Source organism: Sinorhizobium sp. B11, assembly GCA_039725955.1.
Taxonomy (GTDB): Bacteria; Pseudomonadota; Alphaproteobacteria; order Rhizobiales; family Rhizobiaceae; genus Rhizobium.
Genome location: CP091034.1, coordinates 333,896 through 359,479, shown reverse-complemented (window position 1 = coordinate 359,479; position 25,584 = coordinate 333,896). Strand labels below are relative to the sequence as shown.

Sequence of the window (25,584 nt, the reverse complement as noted above, 5' to 3'; positions counted from 1 at the left end):
ACTCTCAGTTCTGCTTTGGCTGCTGGCTCGGCTGCGATTTCGGATCGAGCTGAATTTGGACACGGCCGCCACAGCTTTCAAGCTCTGCCTGGCCTGTCGTCATGTGAACGGTGAGCTGGCAACCGGTAAAAACGTTCGGGCCATCCGTCAGCACGACCTTCTTGCCGGTGAGGATGAAGACCTGCGAGGTCATATCGAAATTGCCATCGTCGGCTGTCGCCGTCTGCGTCCCCGAGGTGAGGTAGACCTTGTCGGTCACCAGGATCTTGTCGATGTCTGCGCTGCCCGAGGCAAGGGAATTGGACTGCTCAGCGGCTGCCTGCGCCGGCTGGGCTGCAGGTGCTGCTGCGCCGCCTGCCTGGGGCTGCTTTGCCTTGTCCTTGTAATAGACGGTCATTTTGCCGGCCTGCAGGGTCGTCGTACCCTGAACGACCTTGACGTCACCGGTGAAGAGCGCCGTGTGTTCCTGATCATGGATTTCCAGCTTGTTGCTTTCGATCTGGATCGGCTGATCGCTTGAAAGCTTCATGCCAGGCATCGTCGTCGACTGAGCGGCCGCCCCCGCGACCGACAGAACGAAGGCAAGCGCGCCAGTGATGAAAGCTACGCCAGTCTTGCAAGTTGAAATGCGACAATCTTTAGTCATGTGACCCGGCTCTTTAGGTACCCTGTTTGTGGATAGCGGATGATTCAACATTCATGCGAACATTCCCCTCGAATGTGATCACGCGCCCCTTATCGGTTATATTGAGGGTCTGCGCAACAATCGAAGCGTTGTCCTTGGTAATTCTGACGGGATCGTCGGTCGTCAAGTTTCCGCCCTTGATATCAAGGTGGGCGGACTGAAAATTCGCAACGAGACCGCTGCTCAGGACAAGGGTGAACGGTGCGGTCATATGCAGGTTGTCGGTGGCGCGGTTGAAATCCGCGGTCGCCGCCGTCACGCGAGCCATCAGGCCGTCATTCATCGGCACGGCCGCCTTGATTGTCTCCAGCGTGATGAAGTCGGGATTGCGAATATCCTGCAGCGCGCGTTCGGCCAGCATCGAATAATTGATGCCGTCGGAGTTACGACCGGCAATGGCCGGCTTTTCCATCACGACTTTGCCGTTCTCGATCTTGGCGCCCTCGATCTTGATGGTTTCAGGCAGGTAAGTGCGGATCACAGAGACGGCAATGAAGGTGAGGGAAACGACGAGAGCTGCGACCGGGAGCAAAAATTTCAGGCGGCGGACACGTACGGAATGAAACCGGGCAACGCCATAGGCGCTGTCCTTTGGCCCTGCGTATGCGGGCTTCCCGTTATTCCTGAGGGTATCGAGCATATGCCTGGTCCGTGTGTGATGATCGTGCCGCTTATATAGCAATACCGGGCGCCAATCACAGTTCGTTTCGCATTATTACATTGGCTTGCCAATATGGATTTTTTTCTGCAACAAGCAACTAAACCGAAAATAGCAGGTTTCCGGGCATTTTCTCGAAGGAGCTTGCGCCTTATTTCCCAGCGGCGGAAACCGCTGTTGGGTTTCGTTTCTGGAGGTTGGAATGGACAGCTCGATCATCGCAGACCGCCGGCTGCTCCGCCGCAGGCTTGGTTTCTGGCGCCTTGCTGCGGTCGTGCTGCTCGTTGCGCTGGGCTTCGCGCTTTATAATTTTGCCTTCAGCGAAAGCAGCACGGCGCGGCCGCATATCGCCCATGTGACGATCTCCGGCCTCATCACCGATGATGACGAACTGCTCGAGCGACTGAAAAAGATCAAGGACAACGATCAAGTCAAGGCAGTCGTGGTCTCGATCTCCTCGCCCGGCGGCACGACCTATGGCGGCGAAAAGATCTTCAAGGCGATCCGGGCGATTGCGGAGAAGAAGCCCGTCGTCTCCGACGTCAGGACGCTCGCAGCTTCCGCCGGCTACATGATTGCAACGGCCGGCGATACGATCATCGCCGGCGAAAGCTCGATCACCGGCTCGATCGGTGTCATCTTCCAGTACCCGCAGATCCAGCCACTGCTCGACAAGCTCGGCGTCTCGCTGCAGGAGATCAAATCTTCGCCGCTCAAGGCCGAGCCGTCGCCGTTCCACGACACGAGTGAAGAAGCCAAGGCCATGATCCGCAACATGGTTCTCGACAGCTACGACTGGTTCGTCAACCTTGTTGCCGACAGGCGCAAATTGCCGCATGACGAGGTGCTCAAACTGGCCGACGGCACGATCTATACGGGCCGCCAGGCGCTCAAGGTGAAGCTCATCGACGCCGTCGGTGGAGAAGCGGAAATCAAGGCCTATCTGACCTCCCGAAACGTTAGCGACAAGCTCCCGGTCGTCGACTGGGACAAGAAGAGCAACACGCCCTTTTTGCTCGCTGGAGCTGTTTCGCGATTGATTACGATCTTTGGTTATGGTGATCTGGTCAAAGGTCAGGATATGAACAGCATCCTACCCCCAAAGTTGCTCCTTGACGGGCTGCTTTCAGTTTGGCAGGTTGGCCAGGATTGAATAAGAAATCAATAATTTAAGGGGGCAATCGTGATCAAGTCCGAACTGGTGCAGATCGTTGCGGCACGCAATCCGCATCTCTACCACCGCGATGTTGAAAATATCGTCAATGCGGTCCTCGACGAGATCACGGATGCGCTTGCTGCCGGCAACCGCGTCGAACTGCGCGGCTTCGGCGCATTTTCCGTCAAGAACCGCCCATCCCGCTCCGGCCGCAACCCGCGCACCGGCGATACGGTATTCGTCGAAGAGAAGTGGGTCCCCTTCTTCAAGACCGGCAAGGAACTGCGCGAGCGCCTGAACCCCGGACAGGCCGACGAAGAGGATTGATCCTCGGCATCGCGCATCAAGCCACACTTGAACTTCGCCGCCGCCCTTCTATTCTGGCGTCCATGAAGCTTGCCTTTGGAAGACCGGCGCGGAGAACCATATGACCAAGAAGATCATCAACCTTTTGATTTTGCTGCCACTCGGCGTCATCCTGATCATCTTCTGCGTCGCCAACCGACAGAATGTGACGCTTGCCTTCAATCCGTTTCGCCCGGAAGATCAGGTTCTTTCCCTCGCCGCGCCTTTCTTCGTCTTCCTGCTGATCGCCTTCATCATTGGCATGCTGGTGGGTTCTGCTGCGACCTGGTTCAATCAGGGCAAACATCGCAAGCGCGCACGCGTCGAAGCCAAGGAAGCAATCCGCTGGCAAGGCGAAGCTGGCCGCCACAAAACACGGGCGGAGGAAATCGCCGGACAGTTACCCTCGCGGTGATTGCAGCTATCCCGTCGTGGCGGGAATGAAACTCAGTTCTTCATAGTCGCCTTCCGTCGAGGCGCCCCTGCCGGTGACCTGAAAGCCATGCGCCAGATAGAAGGCTTTGGCCCTGCTGTTGTTGACCAGGCATTTCAGCCGATACCTGTGCTCGGGCCAGGCAGGAAGCGATTGCAGCAAGGCAGTTCCCGCGCCTTTGCCCTGGAATTCGGGCAGGATGTAGAGCATGTGGATAAAATCATCCGCCGCCCAGATCGATATGAAGCCAGCTATCTTCCCAGCGGGTCCCTCGCAGACGGAGATCATTTCGCCGTTGGTATGGGCGGCAAAATCCTCCCGATGAAATTTGCCGGGGTCCACCCATGTGAAGGTTCGGCGTCGGACGGAGAGGTAGATCTCAGCGAGCTGCATCGCATCTTCGGGACGGTTCGGTCGGATTTTCCAGCTCGTCGATCCTGCTTGGAAGGGATTGTGCATGATGCCTAACCTGCAGCCTTTTCGACGACGGCCGCATTGAAGCTGCCCCAGAAGCGTCGCGCGAGCTTTTCCAGCGTCGTTCGGATCAGCCTGCCGCCGAGTTCGGCGACCCGGCCACCCGTATCACCGTCCGCCTTATAACACAGCAAGGTATGCAGGCCCTCGTCCACCAGGGTCACATCGGCTTCGCCTCTTGCAAAGCCGGCAATCCCGCCCCGCCCTTCCGCGGCGATGGTGTAACTGCGCGGCACATTGACATTCGAAAGCCTGATCTCGCCGTTGAACGTGACGGAAAACAGTCCGAAACCGACTTTGACCGTTGCCAGGAATTGTGTCGGCGACAGCTTTTCGACGCTCTGGCAGCCGGGAATGCATTGCCTGATGATATCGGGATCGTTCATGGCCGCCCATACGACATCCCGCGGCGCGGCGATGCGTTCCTCCCCGATCAGTTCCATCAGCAATTCCCCATTTCCATGAGCGAACCATATCATAACGGGAAAGCGCTTTGCCAAGGTCGGACAGGATGCTATTTGCACTGGCTCAATTGATTTTTGGACGCGGAAGACCACGTTGAAACAGAGAGAACGCCGGCCCGGCGCGAAGACGTCGGCAGGCCCTTCGGGCGGACGCCGCACCGATGCGCGACCTGCAATGCCGGAGAAGACGGCCGCAAAACCTGCACCTCAGCGCGAACAGCGCCCACCGGCAGCTATTCCGGCAGCAATCGACCGCCCGCTCATGGTGCGCAATGGCGAGCGGCCGGCTGAACGCGTCCCCGTCATCCTCGATTCGACGGGCGCCGGCGATTTCCATCTGATCGACAGCGGCAACGGTCAAAAGCTGGAGCAGTACGGCCCCTACCGTATCGTGCGCCCTGAGGGACAGGCACTGTGGCAGCCAACGCTGCCCGCCCATGCCTGGGAGAAGGTCGACGCTGTCTTCACCGGCGATACGGATGAGGAAGGCACCGGCCGCTGGCGTTTTCCGAAGGAGGCGCATGGCGAGACCTGGCCCCTCAACCTGCTCGGCGTCGATTTCTTCGGTCGCTTCACCTCCTTCCGGCACGTCGGCGTTTTTCCCGAGCAGATCGTGCATTGGAGCTGGATGAAAGAACAGGTGGAACGGGCTGGGCGACCTCTGAAGGTGCTGAACCTCTTCGGTTATACCGGCGTCGCCTCACTGGTCGCCGCCGCCGCCGGTGCGGAGGTCACGCATGTGGACGCGTCGAAGAAGGCGATCGGTTGGGCCCGCGAAAACCAGGCGCTGGGACGCATGGAGAAATTGCCGATCCGCTGGATCTGCGAGGACGCCATGAAATTCATCCTGCGCGAAGAGCGCCGCGGCAGCCAATACGACATCATTCTCACCGACCCGCCGAAATTCGGCCGCGGGCCGAACGGCGAGGTCTGGCATCTCTTCGAACACCTGCCGCTGATGCTGGATATCTGCCGCGAGATCCTATCGCCTAGAGCCGTCGGCCTGGTGCTGACCGCCTATTCGATCCGGGCGAGCTTCTATTCGATCCACGAATTGATGCGCGAGACAATGCGCGGGGCCGGCGGCGTGGTCGAATCCGGCGAACTCGTCATCCGCGAGGCAGGCCTCGACGGCAAGACGCCGGGTCGGGCGCTCTCCACTTCCCTCTTTTCCCGCTGGGTGCCGAAATGAACGAATTCCACGATCGCGGCCCCCGCAGGGTTGGGCAGGTGAAGGAAGTCACCTCGCTTGCCAATCCGATCATTAAAGACATCAAGGCGCTGACCAACAAGAAGTCGCGTGAAGAGAGCGGCACCTTCATGGCTGAAGGGCTGAAGCTCGTCATCGACGCGATCGAGCTCGGCTGGACAATCCGCACGCTCGTCTACGCCAAGGCAGCCAAGGGCAAGCCGCTGGTCGAGCAGATGGCGGCAAAGACCGTAGCGTCCGGCGGCCTGGTGCTCGAAGTCAGCGAGAAGGTGATCTCCTCGATCACGCGTCGCGACAATCCGCAGATGGTGGTCGGCATATTCGAAACGCGCTGGGCAAAGCTCAGGGATATCCGGCCGAAGGATGGAGAGACGTGGGTGGCGCTCGACCGCGTGCGCGATCCGGGCAATCTTGGAACGATCATCCGGACGGCTGACGCGGCCGGCGCCTCCGGCGTCATTCTTGTCGGCGAAACGACCGATCCTTTCTCGCTAGAAACGGTGCGGGCCACCATGGGCTCGGTCTTTGCCGTTCAGGTCGCCCATGCAACTGCGGAGGAATTCATCGCCTGGAAGAAGCAGGCGGGCGTTTCCGTCGTCGCGACCCATCTTGCCGGCTCGGTCGACTATCGCACGATCGACTACAAGAAGAAGCCGGTCGTGCTTCTGATGGGCAACGAACAATCCGGCCTGCCGGACCAGCTTGCCAGGGAAGCGGACGCGCTTGCCCGCATTCCGCAGCAGGGCCGCGCCGATTCCCTCAATCTCGGCGTTGCCACCGCCGTCATGCTTTTCGAGGCACGCCGCCATCTCCTCTCACTATCCGAGGGCAAATGACCGATCTTGCGACCGCACGCCCGGCGCTCTTTTCACGACCGCTGCCGATCTTGATCTTCATCGTGATCGCCGTCATCCTCGACCAGATCGTCAAGATCGCCGTCGACCATTATCTTCCGCTGCAGGAAGCCGTGCCCGTCATTCCGATGCTGGCGCTCTACCGCACTTACAATCTGGGCGTCGCGTTCTCGATGCTATCAGGCATGGATGGCTGGTTCATCGTCGGCATGCGCCTGATCATCGTCGCTTTCGTTCTTTATCTCTGGCATCGCACGGCCAAGGACCGCTGGCTGGCGCATCTCGGTTACGCGCTGATCATTGCAGGAGCGATCGGCAATCTCATCGACCGTTTCGCCTATGGCCATGTGATCGACTATATCCTCTTCCACACGGAAACCTGGTCCTTCGCCGTGTTCAATCTCGCCGACAGTTTTATCACCGTTGGCGCAGGCTGCGTCATTGTCGATGAGATGCTGCAGAAGCCGAAAAAGACGGATCATTAAATTTTTAGCGGATTCCTGAAAACATTCGGAACGGGCAATATGTTAGCTGGACTGCATGCAGAGTCTGGCGCAGTTACAGGACCGATTGTCCGCCGCATTCGGCGGTACCGCCGTCAGGGCCTACCGAGGCCGGACGGCGGGTGAATTATCGTCGCCGCCTCCCCTGCGCTCTCTGTATCCTCTGCTCTTTTACTGGCTCGGCGGAGCAGGTCTCATTTCGGCGATCCTGCTGCTGTTGCTTTCTCACTGGGGCGGGCCACTCGTTGCAGGCCTCGGCCTTGTCCTGATCGCCGCGATTGCAGGCTATCTTGCCACGCTTTTGAAGAACGGCGTCAGGCCCGGCGGGCGAAGCCCGGATATATCTGAACGTGTCGATACTACCGGCCTGCTCGGTGAGGTCCATGACGTGCTCGGCGACATCGTCGTCACCCGGACGATGGACCGCCGCATCATCGGCGCCAATGAGACGTTCCGCCGGCTGACCGGGCGCGTCAAACCCGAAGGCCAGACTTGCGAGGAGATCGGCCTTGCCTTCCGCCCCGGCCCTCAGCCGCACCGCTATGATGTCGAAATCTCGACATCGACCGGCCAGCGCATCTTTCTCTGGCAAGATGTGGTGACCCGCGATCCGGCAAATGGACGCCTGCTTCTGCAGAGCATCGCGCGCGACGTGACCGACGAGCGGCTTGCCGCCGAAAGCCGTGAGGAGGCTCGGCAGAAGGCCGAATATAACAGCGCCGCCAAATCGCGGCTGCTTGCCACGGTCAGCCACGAAATCCGCACGCCTCTGTCAGGCATTCTCGGCATGGCGCATCTGATCGCAGAAACGAAGCTCACGCAGGAGCAGCAGAACTACCTCACCAGTATCCGCCAGTCCGGTCAGGCGCTGACGCAGCTGGTTGAGGATTTGCTCGACTTTTCCACTATCGAGGTCGGCCGCTTCCAGCTTCATCCGCGCTCGGAATCCCTGCGCAAGCTGGTCGAAAGCGTTGTCGAGATGCTCGCCCATCGCGCCCATGAGAAGGGTATCGAGATCGGCGCGACAGTTTCCTCCGACGTACCGGAGCTCATGAACTTCGATCCGGCGCGACTGCGGCAGGTGCTCTTCAATGTCATCGGCAATGCCGTCAAGTTCACCCAGGCCGGCGGTGTCTTCATCCGCGTCTCCCGAGCTGCCGGTGAACTGGTGATATCGGTGACCGATACCGGGCCCGGCATGACGGCGGAGGAGCAGGCGCGCATATTTGGGGAATTCGAACAGGGCGGTTCGCTTGCCCAGAAGAGCAACGGCACGGGCCTCGGCCTTGCAATCTCCGCCCGTATCATGCGCGAATTCGGCGGTTCGCTGACAGTCGCAAGCGAGAGGGGCAAAGGCAGCCAGTTCACCATCCGCTTTCCTGTCGAATTTTCGGAAGAGGATACAGCCACCCGGAATGCATTGCTGGCAGGAAACAGCATCGTGCTGCTCGCCCCGGCGGGCGCAGCACGCACGGCGATCGCCGAAACGATCACGACGCTTGGCGGACGCTGCCACCTTGTCGCCGGTGGCGAGGCGGCGCGCGAAAGTCTGCTGTCGCTAGCCCGCAGCGGCGACCGACCGACCGATATTATCGTCGATCACCGCATGTCCGACGATTTCTCGCTGCACATCGCTGATCGCACGGAGATCGCGGCACTGGGCCTGCGCAAGGTGCTGCTCGTCAATCCGGAAGAGCGCAACTCCTATTCGCTCGACCTCTTCGATGCGTGGCTGATCCGGCCGCTGCGCGAGCAGTCGCTGATCGACGTGCTGCGTGGACGTATGCGCGGCATGGAAAAGCGCGATGCGCTGAACGACAACCAGCCCGGGCTCGGCCCGTCCATTGCAGAACGGACGGCGATGGGTGGCGGTCTTTCTGTCCTCCTCGGCGAGGACGATCCGATCAACGCCATGCTGGTGCGCGTCATGCTGGAAAAAGGCGGCCATTCCGTCAGGCACGTGGATGATTTCGAAACCCTGCTCGATTATGCGCTGGGTGACGACAGGCCAGATATCATCATCAGCGATCTCTCCATGCCCGGCGGCAATGGCATCGACATGCTCGGACGCCTGCGCGGACACGAACGACGGCTCGATCTTCAGCCCGTCCCGGTCATTGTCCTGACTGCCGACAAGAGTGACGAATCGCGGCGACAGGTCTTGCTCAACGGCGCCAATCGCGTCATGGTGAAGCCGGTGGATCCAGTCAGGCTGTTGACCGAAGTACAGGCGGTTGTTGCGCTTTCGGCACGCCGGGCTGAGGCGCGCTGAAGGTGGGGAAATCGGCACGTTTCTTGCGTGCACAAATTCGATATGTCACTTTCCTGTCGTACATAAGTGTTTTATGGCGTGTGGTAGGCCGGAGACGGGAGAATCGCCATGTCTGTTGACATCCTTAATTGTGACGCTGTTGCCGAGGCCGCTCGGCCGTCGACGGCTGCCGCCCCGAAGGAAGACGATGTTCTCGGTCGCATCGGCAATCTGGAGACTCGCCTTGCCCGCAGCGCGCGTGAAATCGATGCCGCGCAGGCTGTGCGTTACCGCGTTTTCGTCGAGGAAATGAAGGCCCAGCTACCGGCAGACGCCATGCGCCGCGAGCGGGACTTCGACGCCTACGATGCCTTCTGCGATCATCTTCTCGTTCTCGACCGCTCGATCGAGGGAGACGCTGAAGACCAGATCGTCGGGACCTACCGCCTGCTGAGGCAGGATGTCGCCATGGCCAATGGCGGTTTTTACTCGGCTTCGGAATTTGCGATCGACGAGCTCATTGCCCGTCATCCTGACAAGCGCTTCATGGAACTCGGCCGCTCCTGCGTGCTGCCGGAGTACCGTACCAAGCGTACGGTGGAACTGCTCTGGCAGGGCAATTGGGCCTATGCGCTGAAGCACGGCATGAGCGCCATGTTCGGCTGCGCCTCCTTCCCCGGCGTTCACCCGGAAAGCCATGCGCTGGCACTCTCCTTCCTCTATCACAGCGTGCTCGCCAAGAACGAATGGGCCGTTGGCGCCCTGCCGCATCTCGCGCGCGACATGGACCTGATGCCGGCTGAAGGCGTCAATCCGAAAAAGGCGCTGATGGCGTTGCCGCCGCTCATCAAGGGTTACCTGCGCCTCGGCGCGATGGTCGGTTCCAGCGCGGTCGTCGATCAGGCGTTCAATACGACCGACGTACTGATCGTGCTACCGATATCGAGCATTTCCGACCGGTATCTCAATTATTACGGTGCAGACGCAGGTCGCTTCGCAAGCTGACGGCCATCGCTTGACGGCGATGTCTCATGCATCCATTCTTATTCGGCGTTTTCAGTAGGGCGCATCGGCAATGGTGCCGGCTGGGCTATGCCCGCCTACAAGATCAAACCTTGCGCCATGCCGAATCTCGAAAATCTCCGGAAGAAAGCCAAGCAATTCAAGCGCTGGCATCAGGATCGTTATTATCCTGTCGCCGCAGAGATTCGCCATTGGCTTGCCCGCTACCGCCATCTCAATGACCGGCAAATCCTCGAGCTTGAGTTCAAGCTTGCGGATGCACAGGAACTGGTGGCCGCACAGGAGGGATTTGAAAGCTGGGAGGCGCTGAAAAAAGGGCTCACGGAGGTGAGTGCAACCGACCAACAGAAAGCCGCTTGCCAACCGACATTGCTGGACGCTCAGCCGCAGCTTTTTGTGGACGATATCCAGGCCGCCTGCGATTTCTACTCACAGAAACTCGGCTTCACGATTGCCTTTACCTACGGCGAACCGCCCTTTTATGCGCAAGTCGTTCGCGATGCAGCCAGGCTCAATCTTCGCCACGTCGACATGCCTGCCTTTCATCCCGAACTTCGTCAGCGCGAGAGGGATATCCTGTCAGCAACGATCACACTTGATGATGTGAAGGCGCTTTTTCTCGAATACACCGCAAATGGCGTGTCGTTTCATCAGCCGCTGAGGCTGGAACCCTGGGGCGCCAGAACATTCATCGTATGCGATCCATATGGAAACCTGATCGCCTTCGCGGGCTAGGCTGCGTGAGGCCGGACCGCAGTGATCCGGCCTCTTTTATCTATCAGGAGCCGGCAGCGTAGGCCGCGATGGCAGCCATGTTGACGATATCGCTGTCCTTGGCGCCCATCGAGGTGATCTGCACCGCCTTGTCTAGGCCGACGAGGATAGGGCCAATGACTGTCGAGCCGCCGAGTTCCTGGAGCATCTTGGTCGAGATCGATGCCGAGTGGAATGCCGGCATCACGAGGACGTTGGCCGGGCCGGAGAGGCGGCAGAAGGGATATTGCTCCATCACCTTGCGGTTCAGGGCAACATCGGCGGCCATTTCGCCATCATACTCGAAATCGACGCGACGCTTGTCGAGGATCTTTACTGCTTCGCGGACACGCTCGGAACGCTCCCCCGAGGGATGGCCGAAGGTGGAATAGGCGAGCAACGCGACGCGCGGCTGGTAGCCCATGCGGCGCGCCAGACCTGCGGCCTCCTCGGCAATATCGGCAAGCTCCTCTGCCGTCGGCATGTCGTGGACCGCAGTGTCGGCAACGAAGACCGTGCGGCCGCGACAAAGCGCGATCGACACGCCGATCACGCGATGGCCCGGCTTATGGTCGATGCAGCGGCGCACATCTTCGAGTGCCGTCGAATAGTTGCGGGTGATGCCCGTCACCATGCCATCGGCATCGCCAAGCGCCACCATGGTGGCCGCGAAATGGTTGCGGTCATTATGGATCAGGCGCTGCGCGTCGCGGTGCAGGTAGCCTTTGCGCTGAAGGCGGGCATAGAGATAGTCAATATAGGCCTCGACGCGGGTCGAGATACGGGCGTTGACGATCTCGAGGCCTGGGCGATTGAGGTCAATCCCGGCGCGTTCGGCCGTTGCATGGATCAGGTCCTCGCGGCCGAGCAGTATGGCGGTGCCAAGCTGCTGATTGGCGTATGACATGGCGGCGCGCAGCACCTGCTCCTCTTCGGCCTCGGCGAAAACCACCCGCTTCGGGTGACGGCGCACACGCTCATAAAGGCTGGCGAGCGTGGAGGCGATCGGATCGCGGCGGGCCGACAGCTCTCGCTTGTAGCCAGCCATGTCGGTGATGATCTTGCGGGCGACGCCGCTTTCGATCGCCGCCTCGGCAACGGCGGCCGGAATGGCGGAGATCAGGCGCGGATCGAAGGGAACCGGGATGATGTATTGCGCGCCGAAACGCGGACGATTGCCCTGATAGGCAGCCGCAACATCGTCGGGCACATCTTCACGGGCGAGGCTGGCGAGTGCGTTTACAGCGGCAATCTTCATTGCATCGTTGATGGTCGTAGCACGAACGTCGAGGGCGCCGCGGAAGATATAGGGGAAGCCCAGCACGTTGTTGACCTGGTTCGCATAGTCCGAACGGCCGGTCGCCATGATGGCGTCATCACGGATACGGGCGACTTCCTCCGGCGTGATTTCCGGATCGGGATTGGCCATGGCGAAGATGATCGGCCGGTCGGCCATGGAGTGGATCATCTCTTCGGAGAAGGCACCCTTCTGCGACAGGCCGAAAACCACATCGGCGCCCTGCATGGCTTCTTCCAGCGTGCGGGTATCGGTCTTTGCCGCATGCGCCGACTTCCACTGGTTCATGCCTTCGGTGCGGCCCTGATAGATGACACCCTTGGTATCACAGAGGATGATATTTTCCGGCGCAAATCCCATCGACTTGATGAGTTCGACGCACGCGATGGCGGCAGCACCCGCACCGTTGCAGACAAGTTTGGTGGTCTTGAGATCACGCCCGGTGAGTTCCAGCGCATTGATGAGGCCGGCGGCAGCGATGATTGCCGTGCCGTGCTGATCATCATGGAATACGGGAATATCCATCAGCTCGCGCAGGCGGCTTTCGATGACGAAACAGTCCGGCGCCTTGATGTCTTCCAGATTGATGCCGCCGAAGGACGGGCCGAGGAAGCGCACGCAATTGATGAATTCGTCAATGTTTTCGGTGTCTACCTCGAGGTCGATGGAATCGACATCAGCGAAACGCTTGAAGAGAACCGATTTGCCTTCCATGACCGGCTTGGAAGCCAATGCTCCGAGATTGCCAAGGCCAAGGATGGCGGTTCCGTTGGAGATGACGGCGACCATATTGCCGCGGGTCGTATAGTCGTAGGCAGTGGCAGGATCGGTGGCGATGGCTTTGACGGGCACCGCGACGCCGGGAGAATAGGCAAGCGAGAGGTCGCGCTGTGTCGCCATCGGCTTGGTCGGGTTGATCTCCAGCTTGCCTGGCCGACCCATCGCGTGAAATTCGAGCGCTTCCTTGTCGGTAACAGAGGTCACCGGCCGTTCTTTCTTCTCCATCTGGGACATGCCTCCTCCAAACGTCTGTGGGTGACGTTTTCCTCTTTCCCAATTGCTGTTGTCATCTATAGCGGCGCGCGGATAGGGTTGGCACCTGTTTTTTTGGGAAAAACTGCACCTCCGTGAACGCACGAATAGACAGCAGAAACGAAGCCTTCTCGGCAGCCGAGCTCGCGACTGAGGAAAGTCGCGCCTCGGCGACGCCGATGATGGAACAGTATATCGAGATCAAGGCGAACAATCCGGATTCGCTGCTCTTCTATCGCATGGGCGATTTCTACGAGCTGTTCTTCGAGGACGCGCTCGAAGCTTCGCGCGCGCTCGGCATCACGCTCACCAAGCGTGGCCAGCACATGGGGCAGGACATTGCCATGTGCGGCGTGCCTGTGCATGCGGCCGACGACTACCTGCAGAAGCTGATCGGGCTCGGCTACCGCGTTGCCGTCTGCGAGCAGGTGGAAGATCCGGCAGAAGCCAAAAAGCGTGGCTCGAAATCCGTCGTCAAGCGCGATGTCGTCCGTCTTGTCACCCCAGGCACGATTACCGAGGAGAAGCTGCTTTCCCCCTCGGAATCGAACTATCTGATGACGCTGTCGCGCATCCGCGGTTCTTCCGAGCCGGCACTGGCGCTTGCCTGGATCGATATTTCCACCGGCGTCTTCCGCTTGGCGGAAACCGAAGCATCGCGACTGCTCGCCGATATCCTGCGCATTGATCCGCGCGAACTCATCGTTCCCGATACGATGTTTTATGACGGCGAACTGAAGCCGGTCTTCGACATACTCGGTCGCACTGCCGTTCCGCAGCCGGCCGTGCTTTTCGACAGCGCGACAGCAGAAACGCGTATAGCGCGCTATTTCGAGGTTTCGACGCTCGACGGTTTTGGAAGTTTTTCGCGCGCCGAGCTGGCGGCCGCCGCCGCAGCCGTCGCTTATGTGGAAAAGACACAGATTGCCGAGCGGCCGCCGCTCGGGCGGCCCGAGCGGGAAAGCGGCGCGTCGACGCTGTTCATCGATCCGGCAACACGCGCCAATCTGGAACTTGTGCGCACGCTCTCTGGCGATCGCAATGGCGCCCTGCTCAGAGCGATCGACCGCACGACCACCGGCGGCGGGGCGCGACTGCTTGCCGAGCGGCTGATGTCACCGCTGACCGATCCCATCCGGGTCAACCAGCGCCTGGATTCGATCGGCTTCCTGATGCAGGAACCGTCGCTCTGCGGCGACTTACGCGACGCGCTGAAACACGTTCCGGACATGCCGCGGGCACTCTCCCGCCTGGCGCTCGACCGCGGCGGTCCGCGGGATCTCTGGGCTATCAGGCAGGGGCTTGGTGCTGCGGCTCAAATCGCCGATCTGCTGGGAAGCGCGATGCTGCCGGAGGAGCTGGAGCAGGCGCGCATGGGGCTGCAGGCTCTTCCGTCCGAGCTGGAAACACTCCTCGCCGAAAACCTCGCCGAAGAATTGCCGCTCCTGAAACGCGACGGCGGCTTCCTGCGTGACGGCGCCAATGCCGATCTCGACGAGGTTCGGGCGCTGCGCGACCAGTCGCGTCGGGTCATTGCCGGCCTGCAACTGCAATATGCCGAAGAGACCGGCATCAAATCGCTGAAGATCAAGCACAACAATATTCTCGGCTATTTCATCGAGGTCACCGCTGGCAATGCCGGGCCGATGACCGATACATCAGAGGCGAAGGCCCGCTTCATCCATCGCCAGACGATGGCGAATGCCATGCGGTTCACTACGACCGAGCTTGCCGATCTCGAAAGCCGGATTGCCAACGCCGCAGACCGCGCGCTGCAGATCGAGCTCGAAGGTTTCGACCGAATGACGGAAGCGACCGTGGCCGAGGCCGAAGCGATCAAGGCCGGGGCGCGCGCACTTGCCGTCATCGATGTCGCGGCAGGGTTGGCACTGCTTGCTGAAGAGCAAGCCTATTGCCGACCGCTGGTCGACGGCTCGAAGATGTTTGCAATCGAGGGCGGGCGCCACCCCGTCGTCGAACAGGCGCTGCGGCGGCAGTCCACCGGCCCCTTCGTCGCCAATAATTGCGATCTCTCGCCCGTTTCCGATGGGAAGGATGGGGCGATCTGGCTGCTGACCGGCCCGAACATGGGCGGCAAGTCGACCTTCCTGCGGCAGAACGCGCTGATCTCGATTCTCGCCCAGATGGGTTCCTTCGTGCCGGCAACATCAGCGCATATAGGCATCGTCGACCGGCTGTTTTCGCGCGTCGGCGCTTCCGATGATCTGGCGCGCGGGCGTTCCACTTTCATGGTGGAAATGGTCGAGACGGCTGCAATCCTCAACCAGGCAACCGATCGTTCCCTCGTCATTCTCGACGAGATCGGCCGCGGTACTGCAACCTTCGACGGCCTTTCCATCGCCTGGGCGGCTGTCGAGCATCTGCATGAAGCCAATCGCTGCCGCGGGCTTTTCGCCACGCATTTCCATGAGCTGACCGTGCTTTCGGAAAAGCTTGCTCGGCTATCGAATGCGACGATGCGCGTGAAGGAATGGGACGGCGATGTCATCTTCCTGCACGAGGTCGGTCCAGGTGCGGCCGACCGCTCCTATGGTATTCAGGTCGCGCGGCTCGCCGGTCTGCCCGCCTCTGTCGTGGCCCGCGCGCGCGATGTGCTGACCCGGCTTGAAGATGCCGATCGCAAGAACCCGGCGAGCCAGCTGATCGATGACCTCCCGCTTTTCCAGGTCGCAGTGCGCCGCGAGGAAACATCGCGCGGGCCTTCCAAGGTCGAAGAAGCCCTCAAGGCAATGAGCCTCGACGACATGACGCCGCGCGAGGCGCTCGATGCGCTTTACGACCTTAAAAAGAAGATGAAATAGGAGCAGCACCCCGTGTTCATGGAAAAACTGCTTCAGGAAACCCAGCGACTCTCCGTCATCGTTTCGATGCTCGAAGTCATGAAGCAATCTGATGGTAATCTGGAGGCGCGTGGCTGGAACACGCCGATCGGCATGGCGAAGATCACCGGTTCCTGCCTGAAGATCGGCGAACTCAGCGGCGCGATCGTCGATGCCGGCTACCGCGAATGTGACAAGGCGACGCTTAACGGCATCATGAGCGAGACGCGGCAGGTTCTCGATACGCTGCTGACGCAGACATCAGCCTGAGGGCTTGCGGCAAAGCGTCCGTCACCTGCGGCTTGCCAACACCATTTCGCCAAATTTAAAGGTTCATGGAATATGAAGACCCGTGTCAATCCGCGGGCAAAGAGGCTATAGCGCATGCAGATCAAACAAGAGGCGCGCCATGAGCAAGCGGCTCGGACCGAAGAGACAACCGCCCGGCCGATGGTGACGCACGACATCGATTTTTCCGAAATCCTCGATGTAGAACTGCTGCAGGGGCAATGTAACGCCATTGCCGAAGCCAACCGCAACCGTCCGGACGTGCTGCGGAACGATCTTCTTGCCGTTCTGAAGAAAGCCAGCGTCGAAGGGCGCAGGAAGGCGCGCGAACTGCTCGATGCCCAAGGTGGCGGACTTGATTGCGCCCACCGCATTTCCTGGCTGCAGGACCAGATCATCGCCGTTCTCTATAATTTCGCCACCGAGCATGTTTTCCCGAAGCAGAAGGACAAGTTTTCGGTGACCGCCGTCGGCGGCTATGGCCGTGACACGCTCGCGCCAGGCTCCGATATCGACCTGCTCTTCCTCTTCCTGCCGAAGCCGGCGGAAGAGACGCATAAAGCCGTCGAGTTCATGCTCTACATGCTCTGGGACATGGGCTTCAAGGTCGGGCACGCGACGCGTACCGTCGAGGAATGCATCGCGCTTTCCAAATCCGACATGACCATCCGCACCGCCATTCTCGAGATGCGCTACATTTGCGGCCTGAAGTCGCTGGAGGCGGATCTGGAAGGCCGCTTCGACAAGGAAATCGTCACCGGCACGGGGCCGGAATTCATCGCCGCCAAACTTGCCGAACGTGACGAACGCCACCGCAAGGCCGGCGATACGCGCTACCTCGTCGAACCCAACGTGAAGGAAGGCAAGGGCGGCCTTCGCGACCTGCATACGCTCTTCTGGATTTCGAAATATTACTACCACGTCCGCGACCCGGCCGATCTGGTGCCGCTCGGCGTGCTGTCGAAGCAGGAGTACCGGCTTCTCAAAAAGGCCGACGATTTTCTCTGGGCCGTGCGCTGCCACATGCATTTCCTGACCGGCAAAGCGGAGGAGCGTCTTTCCTTCGACATCCAGCGCGAGATCGCCGAGGCGCTCGGCTATCATTCCCGCCCCGGCCTCTCGGCCGTCGAGCGCTTCATGAAGCACTATTTCCTGGTCGCGAAAGATGTGGGCGATCTCACTCGCATCCTCTGCGCGGCACTCGAAGACCAGCAGGCGAAATCGATCCCGGGACTGACGGGGGTCATCAGCCGCTTTACCCACCGTAATCGCAAGATCCCCGGCAGCGTCGAGTTCGTGGAGGACCGCGGCCGCATCACGCTCGCCAACCCCGATGTCTTCAAGCGCGATCCGGTCAGCATCATCCGTCTGTTCCATGTGGCCGATATCAACGGACTGGAATTCCATCCCGATGCGCTGAAGCGCGTCACCCGTTCGCTCGCCCTCATCAACAACGACCTGCGTGAGAATGACGAGGCCAACCGGCTTTTCCTGTCGATCCTGACGTCCAAGCGCGATCCGGCGCTGATCCTGCGGCGCATGAACGAGGCTGGCGTGCTCGGCCGCTTCATTCCCGAATTCGGCAAGATCGTCGCGATGATGCAGTTCAATATGTATCATCACTATACGGTCGACGAGCATCTGATCCGCGCGATCGATGTTCTCTCCGAGATCGACAAGGGCAAGGCGGAGGAATTGCATCCTCTCGCCAACAAGCTCATGCCGCATATCGAAGATCGCGAGGCCCTCTACGTCGCCGTGTTGCTGCACGATATCGCCAAGGGCCGGCAGGAAGACCATTCGATTGCCGGCGCACGCGTCGCCCGCAAGCTTTGCGCCCGATTTGGCCTGTCACAGAAGCAGACCGAGATCGTCGTCTGGCTGATCGAGGAACATCTGACCATGTCGATGGTCGCACAGACGCGCGACCTGACCGACCGCAAGACGATCACCGATTTCGCCGACCGCGTTCAGTCTCTCGACCGCCTGAAAATGCTGATCATCCTGACGATCTGCGACATCCGCGCTGTCGGACCAGGTGTCTGGAACGGCTGGAAAGGCCAGCTTCTGCGCACGCTCTATTACGAGACGGAACTGCTGCTTGCCGGCGGCTTCTCGGAAGTGTCGCGCAAGGAGCGCGCGCAGGCCGCGGCCGAAGCGCTCTACGCCGCGCTTTCCGACTGGAGCCAGAAGGACCGCCGCACCTATACCAAGCTGCATTACCAGCCTTACCTGCTCTCCGTGCCGTTGGAAGACCAGATCCGCCATGCGCATTTTATCCGCCAGGCAGACAAGGCGGGGCAGGCGTTGGCGACGTCAGTGCGCACGGACAGCTTCCATGCCATCACTGAAATCACCGTTCTCTCCCCCGACCACCCTCGCCTGCTCGCCGTCATTGCCGGCGCTTGCGCTGCGGCCGGGGCCAATATCGTCGATGCGCAGATCTTCACCACCTCCGACGGACGGGCACTCGACACGATCCATGTCAGCCGGGAGTTTCCGAACGATGAGGACGAGCTTCGACGCGCCGGCACCATCGGCCGCATGATCGAGGACGTGCTTTCCGGCCGCAAACGCCTGCCCGAAGTGATCGCGACCCGCACGAAGAACCGGAAGAAGAGCAAGGCCTTCGTCATTCCACCGTCGGTGACCATCACCAACAGCCTGTCGAACAAGTTCACCGTCATCGAGGTAGAATGCCTCGACCGGCCGGGCCTGCTGTCGGAAATGACTGCCGTTCTGTCCGATCTGTCGCTCGACATCCAGTCGGCGCGCATCACCACCTTCGGTGAGAAGGTCATCGATACCTTCTACGTCACCGATCTCGTCGGCCAGAAGATCTCCGGCGACAGCAAGCGTTCCAATATCACTGCCCGCATGAAAGCGGTCATGGCCGAGGAGCAGGACGAACTGCGCGAACGCATGCCGTCAGGCATCATCGCCCCTGCCGCTACTGCCGCCGAAAAGAAAGCCGGTTCCCCCGTATGAGCCTCGTCAAGAAATTCGCCACGGTCGGCGGCGCCACGCTCGGAAGCCGCATCTTTGGTTTTGCCCGCGAAACGCTGATGGCAGCGGCGCTCGGCACCGGACCGATGGCCGACGTCTTCTATGCCGCCTTCCGTTTCCCGAACCTGTTTCGCCGGCTGTTTGCCGAGGGCGCGTTCAATGCGGCCTTCGTGCCGCTCTTTGCCAAGGAGATCGAGGCGAACGGCATTGATGGCGCAAAGCGCTTTTCGGAAGAAGTCTTCGGCGTTCTGTTCTCCGTACTGCTGCTCATCACCATCGTGATGGAGCTTTGCATGCCATTGCTGGTGCGCTTCGTGATCGCACCGGGCTTTGCAGACGATCCGGAGAAGTTCGACATTACCATCCGCATGGCGGCGGTGATGTTCCCCTATCTCATGTGCATGTCGCTCACGGCGATGATGAGCGGCATGCTGAATTCGCTGCATCATTTCTTCGCGGCAGCGGTGGCGCCCGTCTTCCTCAACGTGGTGATGATCGGCGCGCTCTTTTATGCGCTCTATACCGGCGCCGAACCGCTCGCGACCGCCTGGTATCTGTCATGGGGCGTGCTGGCAGCGGGCGTCCTGCAGCTCGCCGTCGTCTATCTGGGCGTGCTGCATGCCGGCATCAGCATCGGCTTCCGCTTTCCGAAGATGACACCCAACGTCAAGCGGCTGCTGATCCTTGCCGTTCCGGCGGCCGTGACCGGCGGCATTACGCAAATCAACCAGCTGATCGGCCAGGCGATCGCCTCCTCGCGCGAGGGCGCCATCGCCGCCCTGCAATATGCCGACCGTATCTACCAGCTTCCACTCGGCGTCGTCGGCGTCGCCGTCGGTGTGGTTCTGCTGCCCGAGCTTGCCCGCGCGCTGAAGGGCGGCGCGTTACGCGAGGCCGCCTTCCTGCAGAACAGATCGATCGAATTCGTGATGTTCCTGACGATCCCCGCCGGTTTCGCGCTGTGGATCCTGTCGGACGAAATTATCCGCGTGCTCTATGAGCGCGGCGCCTTCCATGAGCAAAATACCCTGATCGTCGGCTCGATCCTTGCGATCTACGGCATCGGGCTGCCGGCCTTCGTGCTCATCAAGGCGCTGCAGCCGGGCTTCTATGCCCGCGAAGATACCAAGACGCCGATGCGGTTTTCGGCAATCGCGGTCGCCACCAACTGCGCGACCGCGCTGACGCTCTTTCCCTATATGGGCGCACCCGGCATTGCAGTGGCGGAAGCGACCGCAGGCTGGATCAGCACCGTGCTGCTCTTCACCACGCTTCTGCGCCGCGGCCACCTGACATGGGAATGGGCACTTGCCAAGCGCACCGCGCTGCTGATCGTCGCCTCTGCCGTAATGGGCGTTGCGATCATGTATCTCAAACATTACTGGGCGCCTTCGCTCGCCTCGGGCGCGCCGCTTCTGACCAAGGTCAGCACGCTTGGCCTGCTGATTGCGATTTCGATAGTCATCTATTTCGCGACCGCCTTCCTGATCGGCGGCGCGGATCTCGGCATGATACGGCGCAATCTCAATCGCAAACCGGCACCCGCGAAGGACGTATAAGGCTCTCTTTACGCAATTACTGACGCAAGCCGCTGCGCATGTTCGCTGGAATTGCTTCAGCAATCCACCCATCGTCGCTGCGGGCCGACATCGACATGGACGATGCCATTGCAATAGGTGCCGATCCCACCGATGCCGGGAGCGCTTTTCGCAGCGGCGATGATCGTGCGTTCCGGCACACCGGGGATCCGGATATCCGCCGCCAGGCATTTTCCATGCATCGACCCATGGCGACGGGGGTGCGGGCGAAAGCCCGAGGTTATCATCAGCCGTCGCCCGGTCTTTGCCGCGATATACGACAAGACCGCTCGCAATCGCTCAGGGAAACAGCTGGCACGAACGCTGACGGTCTGAACCGTATAGGCAACGCGCAGTTCGTGTTTTGGAAGATTGTTGGTCTGCCGTCGGCCATCTTGACCGACGGCGGTGGTTGCTGATTGTAGGGCAAAGAGGCCCGCCACAGCGAGCAAACTGGCGTTTTGCATAGTCCCTCCGATCGGTTACACAGACGGCTCAATGCGGCCGTCACGCCAGTCGAGGGATTTTCAGTTCAAAAAAAGCTTTTCTGTGAAATTTTATACTCAATTTTAGCTAAGTCTTCTGATCAATTTGGCGTAAAATAGGACGTTTAGCAGCACCAAAAGAGAACAAATTCCCAAAAATCGGAGATCTTATGGCCCAATCCCTGTTCCTCGTCACCCTCGTCATCAATGACTATGATCGCGCCAAAGCCTTCTATTGTGAGGCGCTTGGCTTTGAATGCCTGCAAGACGAAGTGCAGCCCGAAGGCAAGCGCTGGGTGGTCGTGAAGCCAAAGGGCGGAGATGGGGCGGCCTTTCTGCTCGCGCAAGCGGCCAGCGAAAGCCAGCAAGCCGCCATCGGCAACCAGACCGGTGGGCGCGTCGGCTTTTTCCTCAGGACCGACGATTTCGCACGTGATCATGCGGCGATGCGTGCCGCCGGCGTGCGCTTTCTGGAAGAGCCGCGCCATGAGGTTTACGGCACTGTGGCCGTGTTTTCGGATCCTTACGGCAACACCTTCGATCTCATTCAACATGCCGCGCCCGAGGCCTCTTGATTGCGACCGGGAGCCCGTGCATAAGCGCCCGCGTTAGCAACATGGGCCTTTGGCCCTGGGGCCCTCCACCAGCCTAATCGAGGACAGCATCATGGGTGAATTCAAGCCGCTCGTATTCTCCGGCGTTCAGCCGACGGGCAATCTGCATCTCGGCAATTATCTCGGCGCGATCCGCCGCTTCGTGCAGCTTCAGGACGGTAACGATTGCATCTATTGTGTCGTCGACCTGCATGCACTGACCGCGCAGCTCGTCCACGAGGACATGCTGTCGCAGACGCGCTCCATCGCAGCCGCCTTCATCGCTTCCGGCATCGACGCTGAAAAGCATATCGTCTTCAACCAGTCCGCCGTACCGCAGCACGCCGAGCTCGCCTGGATCTTCAATTGCGTCGCCCGCATCGGCTGGATGAACCGCATGACGCAGTTCAAGGACAAGGCCGGCAAGGACCGCGAGCAGGCCTCGCTCGGTCTCTACGCCTATCCGAGCCTGATGGCTGCCGACATTCTCGTCTACCGCGCCACGCATGTGCCCGTCGGCGAGGACCAGAAGCAGCACCTTGAGCTGACACGCGACATCGCGATGAAGTTCAACCTCGATTACGCCTCGCATATTGGCAAGACGGATTATGGGATCGACATCACCGTCGGCAACGAGCCGGTGCATGCCTATTTCCCGATGGTTGAACCGCTGATCGGCGGACCGGCGCCGCGCGTCATGTCGCTGCGTGACGGCACGAAGAAGATGTCGAAGTCCGACCCGTCGGACCTTTCGCGCATCAACCTGATGGACGACGAGGACGCGATCTCCAAGAAGATCCGCAAGGCCAAGACCGATCCGGACGGCTTGCCGAGCGAAGTGGCCGGCCTCGAAAGCCGACCGGAAGCCGAAAACCTCGTCTCGATCTATGCTGCACTCGCCGACAAGACGAAGGAGCAGGTGCTCTCGGAATTCGGAGGCCAGCAGTTCTCCGTCTTCAAGCCGGCGCTGATCGATCTGGCCGTTCAGGTGCTATCGCCGATAACGGGCGAAATGCGCCGCCTGATGAACGATACGAGCCATATCGATGCGATCCTGCGTAACGGCAACGAACGCGCAAGGGCACGCGCCGACGTGACGATGCGCGAACTTCGCGAGATCATCGGCTTCCTCTACTAATCCCATCGACATGCAGAGCTCCCGTGCAAAACGGGGGCTTGCAAATTTTCGGTCACAGGTGTCAGAGTCCGCGCCATGGTATCAAAGCGACTCTCACGGCTCGAAGGTCATCGCCGCAAATTCATGGCGGTGATAGACGGGACACCCGAATGCCAACGTGCCGTCCATTATGCCGGGCGGCGCGCCAAGAATTCCAATGGCGGCCTCATTCTTCTCTACGTGATCCCGGAAGGCGATTTCCAGCAATGGCTTGGCGTCGAGGAGATCATGCGGGCGGAAGCTCGAGAGGAGGCGGAAGCCACAGTTGCCAAGGCTGCGCAGATCGTGCGCGAGACGATAGGCATCGAGCCTGAGATCGTCATCCGTGAAGGCAATTCGGCCGAGCAGATCAACGCCGTGATCGAGGAAGACCGGGACGTTGCCATCCTCGTGCTTGCGGCAAGCTCGGCCAAGGAAGGACCAGGACCGCTGGTTTCTTCTGTCGCAGGACGCGGCGCGGCCTTTCCAATTCCAGTTACCGTGCTTCCCGACACGCTGACCAACGAGGAAATAGACGCCCTCTGCTAAGGCATTTCTTGAGTATCAGTCTCTTGAATCGGCCGGGCAATAGGCTTATTTTCTTTTGAAGAATTCTAAAGACGGTAGAGGCTGAAGCCCGCCGCATGGAGAGCGAGATGTTCATTCAGACCGAAGCCACGCCGAACCCCGCCACGCAGAAGTTCCTTCCCGGCAAGGTCGTGATGGAAAACGGTACGGCCGAATTCCGCAATGCCGATGAAGCCCAGGCTTCGCCGCTCGCTGCCCGCCTCTTCGAGATTCCGGGCGTGACCGGCGTCTATTTCGGCTACGACTTCATTTCCGTTTCCAAAGACAATGCCGAATGGCAGCATCTGAAGCCAGCCATTCTCGGCTCGATCATGGAGCATTTCATGTCCGGCAAGCCGGTCATGGGTGACGCCTCGATCCTGTCGGAAGATGTCGATGCCGGCGATGAATTCTTCGATGAAGGCGACGAATCGATCGTGCTGACCATCAAGGAACTGCTGGAGACCCGCGTGCGTCCGGCCGTTGCTCAGGATGGCGGCGACATCACTTTCCGTGGGTTCAAGGACGGCAAGGTTTACCTGAACATGAAGGGTTCCTGCTCCGGTTGCCCGTCTTCGACGGCAACGCTGAAGCACGGCGTCCAGAACCTGTTGCGCCATTTCGTTCCAGAAGTGCAGGAAGTGATTGCCGCTTAAAAAAGCCGGATACGCCGGGCCGTTCATCCGAGGTTCGGCCAGACGGATTTATGGATAGGCGACAATAGTTTATTCGGATATTGATGGCATGATCGTTCTGGCGCTCGACACGGCAGGTGTGGATTGCGCTGCCGCTATTTATGACAGCGGCAGGAATACGGTGCTGGGGGAGGCATCGGACATGATCGGCAAGGGGCATGCTGAACATCTGATGGGTATCGTCGACCGCGCGCTGGATCAGGCGGGCGTCGCACTCTCGGTTGTCGACCGCCTTGCCGTCACCATCGGTCCCGGCTCCTTTACCGGCATCCGTGTCGGCGTTGCAGCCGCCCGCGGCTTTGCGCTTTCCCTCGATATTCCGGCCGTCGGCATAACCACGCTCGAAGTCATGGCAGCCGCCCAGCATGAAAAGACGCCCGGCCGCGCAGTGCTCGCGGCGATGGATGCCAAGAGGGAAGAAATCTATCTCCAGTCTTTTGCGGCCGACGGCGTCGCGCTCGACGAGGCACGCGCGGTTAGCATCGCCGAGGCTCAGGCTTTTGCTGCCGGTTTCAACGGCGAGATCACCGGTTCGGCGACCCCGATCCTGAAACCGGATGCAACGGGCGAATACGCCAACTCCTTCCCGATCTCCATCGTGGCGCGTCTCGGTGCTGCCGCGAACCCGAATACCGGAAAGCCGAAGCCACTTTATCTGCGCGGACCCGATGCCAAACCGCAGGCCGGATACGCGATTGCAAGAGTATGACGATGCTGGAAGCCTATCTGACGCTGAAACCGGAATTCGAAATCGTCACCATGCAGCCGGAGGATTGCCTCGACGTTTCCGTCCTGCACGGCGAGCGCTTTGCCCGCCCCTGGGGTGACGGCGAATTCCACAGCCTCTTGTCACAGAACACTGTGTTCGGCTTCGTCGCCCGCCAGACCAATGCGATCCTGAAAAAGACCCTGCCGGGCTTCATCCTTGCGCGCCAGGTGGCGGGCGAGGCGGAAATCCTGACGGTTGCCGTACAGGCTAAGGTCGCGCGTTCCGGCCTCGGGTGGCGGCTGATGCAGGCCGCCATACGCGAAGCACGGCTCCGTGGCGGCGAGAGCATGTTCCTGGAAGTCGATAACGGCAATACCGCCGCCCTCGGCCTTTACCGCAAGCTTGGCTTCGAGCAGGCCGGCGAGCGCAAGGGCTATTATAAGGATGCCAACGGAGCTACCTCCACGGCGCTTGTCATGAAGCGCGTTCTTCGGTAGTTCCCTTCTCGGCAGGAATAGCGAGAAGGCAGC

General features: G+C 60.3%; 25 protein-coding genes. 19 read left to right on the top strand and 6 right to left on the bottom strand.

Features of this window, described 5'->3' with window-relative positions; translation table 11 throughout:
- Window positions 1–4 precede the first annotated feature (4 nt).
- Both LVY75_11545 and lptC read right to left on the bottom strand, forming a co-directional pair.
- Complete coding sequence (locus tag LVY75_11545) at window positions 5–646, bottom strand: LPS ABC transporter substrate-binding protein LptA (GenBank protein XAZ23868.1); 642 nt, start codon at window positions 644–646, stop codon at window positions 5–7.
- Between the two features lie 13 nt (window positions 647–659).
- Window positions 660–1,325: an LPS export ABC transporter periplasmic protein LptC gene (gene lptC / locus LVY75_11540; protein ID XAZ23867.1), complete on the bottom strand. Its 666-nt coding sequence runs from the start codon at window positions 1,323–1,325 to the stop codon at window positions 660–662.
- 220 nt (window positions 1,326–1,545) lie between these two features.
- Between lptC and sppA the strand changes: the two genes are divergently transcribed.
- The 3 genes from sppA (at window position 1,546) to LVY75_11525 (ending at window position 3,259) form a co-directional block, all read left to right on the top strand.
- Entirely contained in the window at window positions 1,546–2,496 is a 951-nt protein-coding gene (gene sppA / locus LVY75_11535; protein ID XAZ23866.1) for a signal peptide peptidase SppA, read from the top strand.
- A 30-nt stretch (window positions 2,497–2,526) separates the two neighbouring features.
- Window positions 2,527–2,826, top strand: coding sequence for an integration host factor subunit beta (locus tag LVY75_11530; GenBank protein ID XAZ23865.1), 300 nt, complete (start codon window positions 2,527–2,529; stop codon window positions 2,824–2,826).
- A 100-nt stretch (window positions 2,827–2,926) separates the two neighbouring features.
- The gene (locus LVY75_11525; GenBank protein XAZ23864.1) at window positions 2,927–3,259 is read left to right on the top strand and encodes a LapA family protein; all 333 of its coding nucleotides are present in this window, start codon (window positions 2,927–2,929) and stop codon (window positions 3,257–3,259) included.
- Between the two features lie 6 nt (window positions 3,260–3,265).
- Here LVY75_11525 and LVY75_11520 read toward each other — a convergent pair whose 3' ends face one another.
- Both LVY75_11520 and LVY75_11515 read right to left on the bottom strand, forming a co-directional pair.
- Window positions 3,266–3,736 (bottom strand): GNAT family N-acetyltransferase, encoded by a 471-nt coding sequence (locus LVY75_11520; GenBank protein XAZ23863.1) that lies wholly within the window; start codon window positions 3,734–3,736, stop codon window positions 3,266–3,268.
- 5 nt (window positions 3,737–3,741) lie between these two features.
- Window positions 3,742–4,194 (bottom strand): carbon monoxide dehydrogenase subunit G, encoded by a 453-nt coding sequence (locus LVY75_11515; protein XAZ23862.1) that lies wholly within the window; start codon window positions 4,192–4,194, stop codon window positions 3,742–3,744.
- A 115-nt stretch (window positions 4,195–4,309) separates the two neighbouring features.
- Here LVY75_11515 and LVY75_11510 point away from each other — a divergent pair, with 115 nt between their 5' ends.
- The 6 genes from LVY75_11510 (at window position 4,310) to LVY75_11485 (ending at window position 10,791) form a co-directional block, all read left to right on the top strand.
- Complete coding sequence (locus LVY75_11510) at window positions 4,310–5,407, top strand: class I SAM-dependent methyltransferase (GenBank protein ID XAZ23861.1); 1,098 nt, start codon at window positions 4,310–4,312, stop codon at window positions 5,405–5,407.
- A complete protein-coding gene (locus LVY75_11505; protein XAZ23860.1) occupies window positions 5,404–6,261 on the top strand; it encodes an RNA methyltransferase in 858 nt (285 codons plus the stop codon). Before LVY75_11510 ends, LVY75_11505 begins: the two co-directional genes overlap by 4 nt.
- Window positions 6,258–6,764, top strand: coding sequence for a signal peptidase II (gene lspA / locus LVY75_11500; GenBank protein XAZ23859.1), 507 nt, complete (start codon window positions 6,258–6,260; stop codon window positions 6,762–6,764). Before LVY75_11505 ends, lspA begins: the two co-directional genes overlap by 4 nt.
- A gap of 55 nt (window positions 6,765–6,819) precedes the next feature.
- Window positions 6,820–9,054, top strand: coding sequence for an ATP-binding protein (locus LVY75_11495; protein ID XAZ23858.1), 2,235 nt, complete (start codon window positions 6,820–6,822; stop codon window positions 9,052–9,054).
- Window positions 9,055–9,162: 108 nt separating this feature from the next.
- Complete coding sequence (locus LVY75_11490) at window positions 9,163–10,038, top strand: GNAT family N-acetyltransferase (GenBank protein XAZ23857.1); 876 nt, start codon at window positions 9,163–9,165, stop codon at window positions 10,036–10,038.
- Between the two features lie 117 nt (window positions 10,039–10,155).
- On the top strand, window positions 10,156–10,791 hold the full coding sequence (locus tag LVY75_11485) for a VOC family protein (GenBank protein ID XAZ25694.1): 636 nt from the start codon (window positions 10,156–10,158) through the stop codon (window positions 10,789–10,791).
- A 43-nt stretch (window positions 10,792–10,834) separates the two neighbouring features.
- Here LVY75_11485 and LVY75_11480 read toward each other — a convergent pair whose 3' ends face one another.
- The gene (locus LVY75_11480; GenBank protein XAZ23856.1) at window positions 10,835–13,120 is read right to left on the bottom strand and encodes an NADP-dependent malic enzyme; all 2,286 of its coding nucleotides are present in this window, start codon (window positions 13,118–13,120) and stop codon (window positions 10,835–10,837) included.
- A 113-nt stretch (window positions 13,121–13,233) separates the two neighbouring features.
- On the opposite strand from LVY75_11480, the gene mutS reads away from it, so the two are divergent.
- The 4 genes from mutS (at window position 13,234) to murJ (ending at window position 20,831) form a co-directional block, all read left to right on the top strand.
- Window positions 13,234–15,960 (top strand): DNA mismatch repair protein MutS, encoded by a 2,727-nt coding sequence (gene mutS / locus LVY75_11475; GenBank protein ID XAZ23855.1) that lies wholly within the window; start codon window positions 13,234–13,236, stop codon window positions 15,958–15,960.
- A gap of 12 nt (window positions 15,961–15,972) precedes the next feature.
- Window positions 15,973–16,248 (top strand): hypothetical protein, encoded by a 276-nt coding sequence (locus tag LVY75_11470; GenBank protein ID XAZ23854.1) that lies wholly within the window; start codon window positions 15,973–15,975, stop codon window positions 16,246–16,248.
- A 114-nt stretch (window positions 16,249–16,362) separates the two neighbouring features.
- Window positions 16,363–19,254 carry a [protein-PII] uridylyltransferase gene (locus LVY75_11465; GenBank protein XAZ23853.1) on the top strand — a complete coding sequence of 964 codons (2,892 nt, stop codon included), beginning with the start codon at window positions 16,363–16,365 and terminating at the stop codon, window positions 19,252–19,254.
- Window positions 19,251–20,831, top strand: coding sequence for a murein biosynthesis integral membrane protein MurJ (gene murJ, locus LVY75_11460; GenBank protein ID XAZ23852.1), 1,581 nt, complete (start codon window positions 19,251–19,253; stop codon window positions 20,829–20,831). The genes LVY75_11465 and murJ overlap by 4 nt, the downstream gene beginning before the upstream one ends.
- A 56-nt stretch (window positions 20,832–20,887) precedes the next feature.
- Here murJ and LVY75_11455 read toward each other — a convergent pair whose 3' ends face one another.
- Complete coding sequence (locus tag LVY75_11455; protein ID XAZ23851.1) at window positions 20,888–21,316, bottom strand: DUF882 domain-containing protein; 429 nt, start codon at window positions 21,314–21,316, stop codon at window positions 20,888–20,890.
- Window positions 21,317–21,504: 188 nt separating this feature from the next.
- On the opposite strand from LVY75_11455, the gene LVY75_11450 reads away from it, so the two are divergent.
- The 6 genes from LVY75_11450 (at window position 21,505) to LVY75_11425 (ending at window position 25,551) form a co-directional block, all read left to right on the top strand.
- Window positions 21,505–21,909, top strand: a complete 405-nt coding sequence (locus LVY75_11450; GenBank protein ID XAZ23850.1) for a VOC family protein — start codon at window positions 21,505–21,507, stop codon at window positions 21,907–21,909.
- A gap of 91 nt (window positions 21,910–22,000) precedes the next feature.
- On the top strand, window positions 22,001–23,065 hold the full coding sequence (trpS, locus tag LVY75_11445) for a tryptophan--tRNA ligase (GenBank protein ID XAZ23849.1): 1,065 nt from the start codon (window positions 22,001–22,003) through the stop codon (window positions 23,063–23,065).
- Window positions 23,066–23,140: 75 nt separating this feature from the next.
- The gene (locus tag LVY75_11440; protein XAZ23848.1) at window positions 23,141–23,632 is read left to right on the top strand and encodes a universal stress protein; all 492 of its coding nucleotides are present in this window, start codon (window positions 23,141–23,143) and stop codon (window positions 23,630–23,632) included.
- 107 nt (window positions 23,633–23,739) lie between these two features.
- On the top strand, window positions 23,740–24,306 hold the full coding sequence (locus LVY75_11435; GenBank protein ID XAZ23847.1) for a NifU family protein: 567 nt from the start codon (window positions 23,740–23,742) through the stop codon (window positions 24,304–24,306).
- Between the two features lie 88 nt (window positions 24,307–24,394).
- Complete coding sequence (gene tsaB, locus LVY75_11430; GenBank protein ID XAZ23846.1) at window positions 24,395–25,054, top strand: tRNA (adenosine(37)-N6)-threonylcarbamoyltransferase complex dimerization subunit type 1 TsaB; 660 nt, start codon at window positions 24,395–24,397, stop codon at window positions 25,052–25,054.
- Complete coding sequence (locus LVY75_11425) at window positions 25,051–25,551, top strand: GNAT family N-acetyltransferase (GenBank protein ID XAZ23845.1); 501 nt, start codon at window positions 25,051–25,053, stop codon at window positions 25,549–25,551. The genes tsaB and LVY75_11425 overlap by 4 nt, the downstream gene beginning before the upstream one ends.
- Window positions 25,552–25,584: the final 33 nt, after the last annotated feature.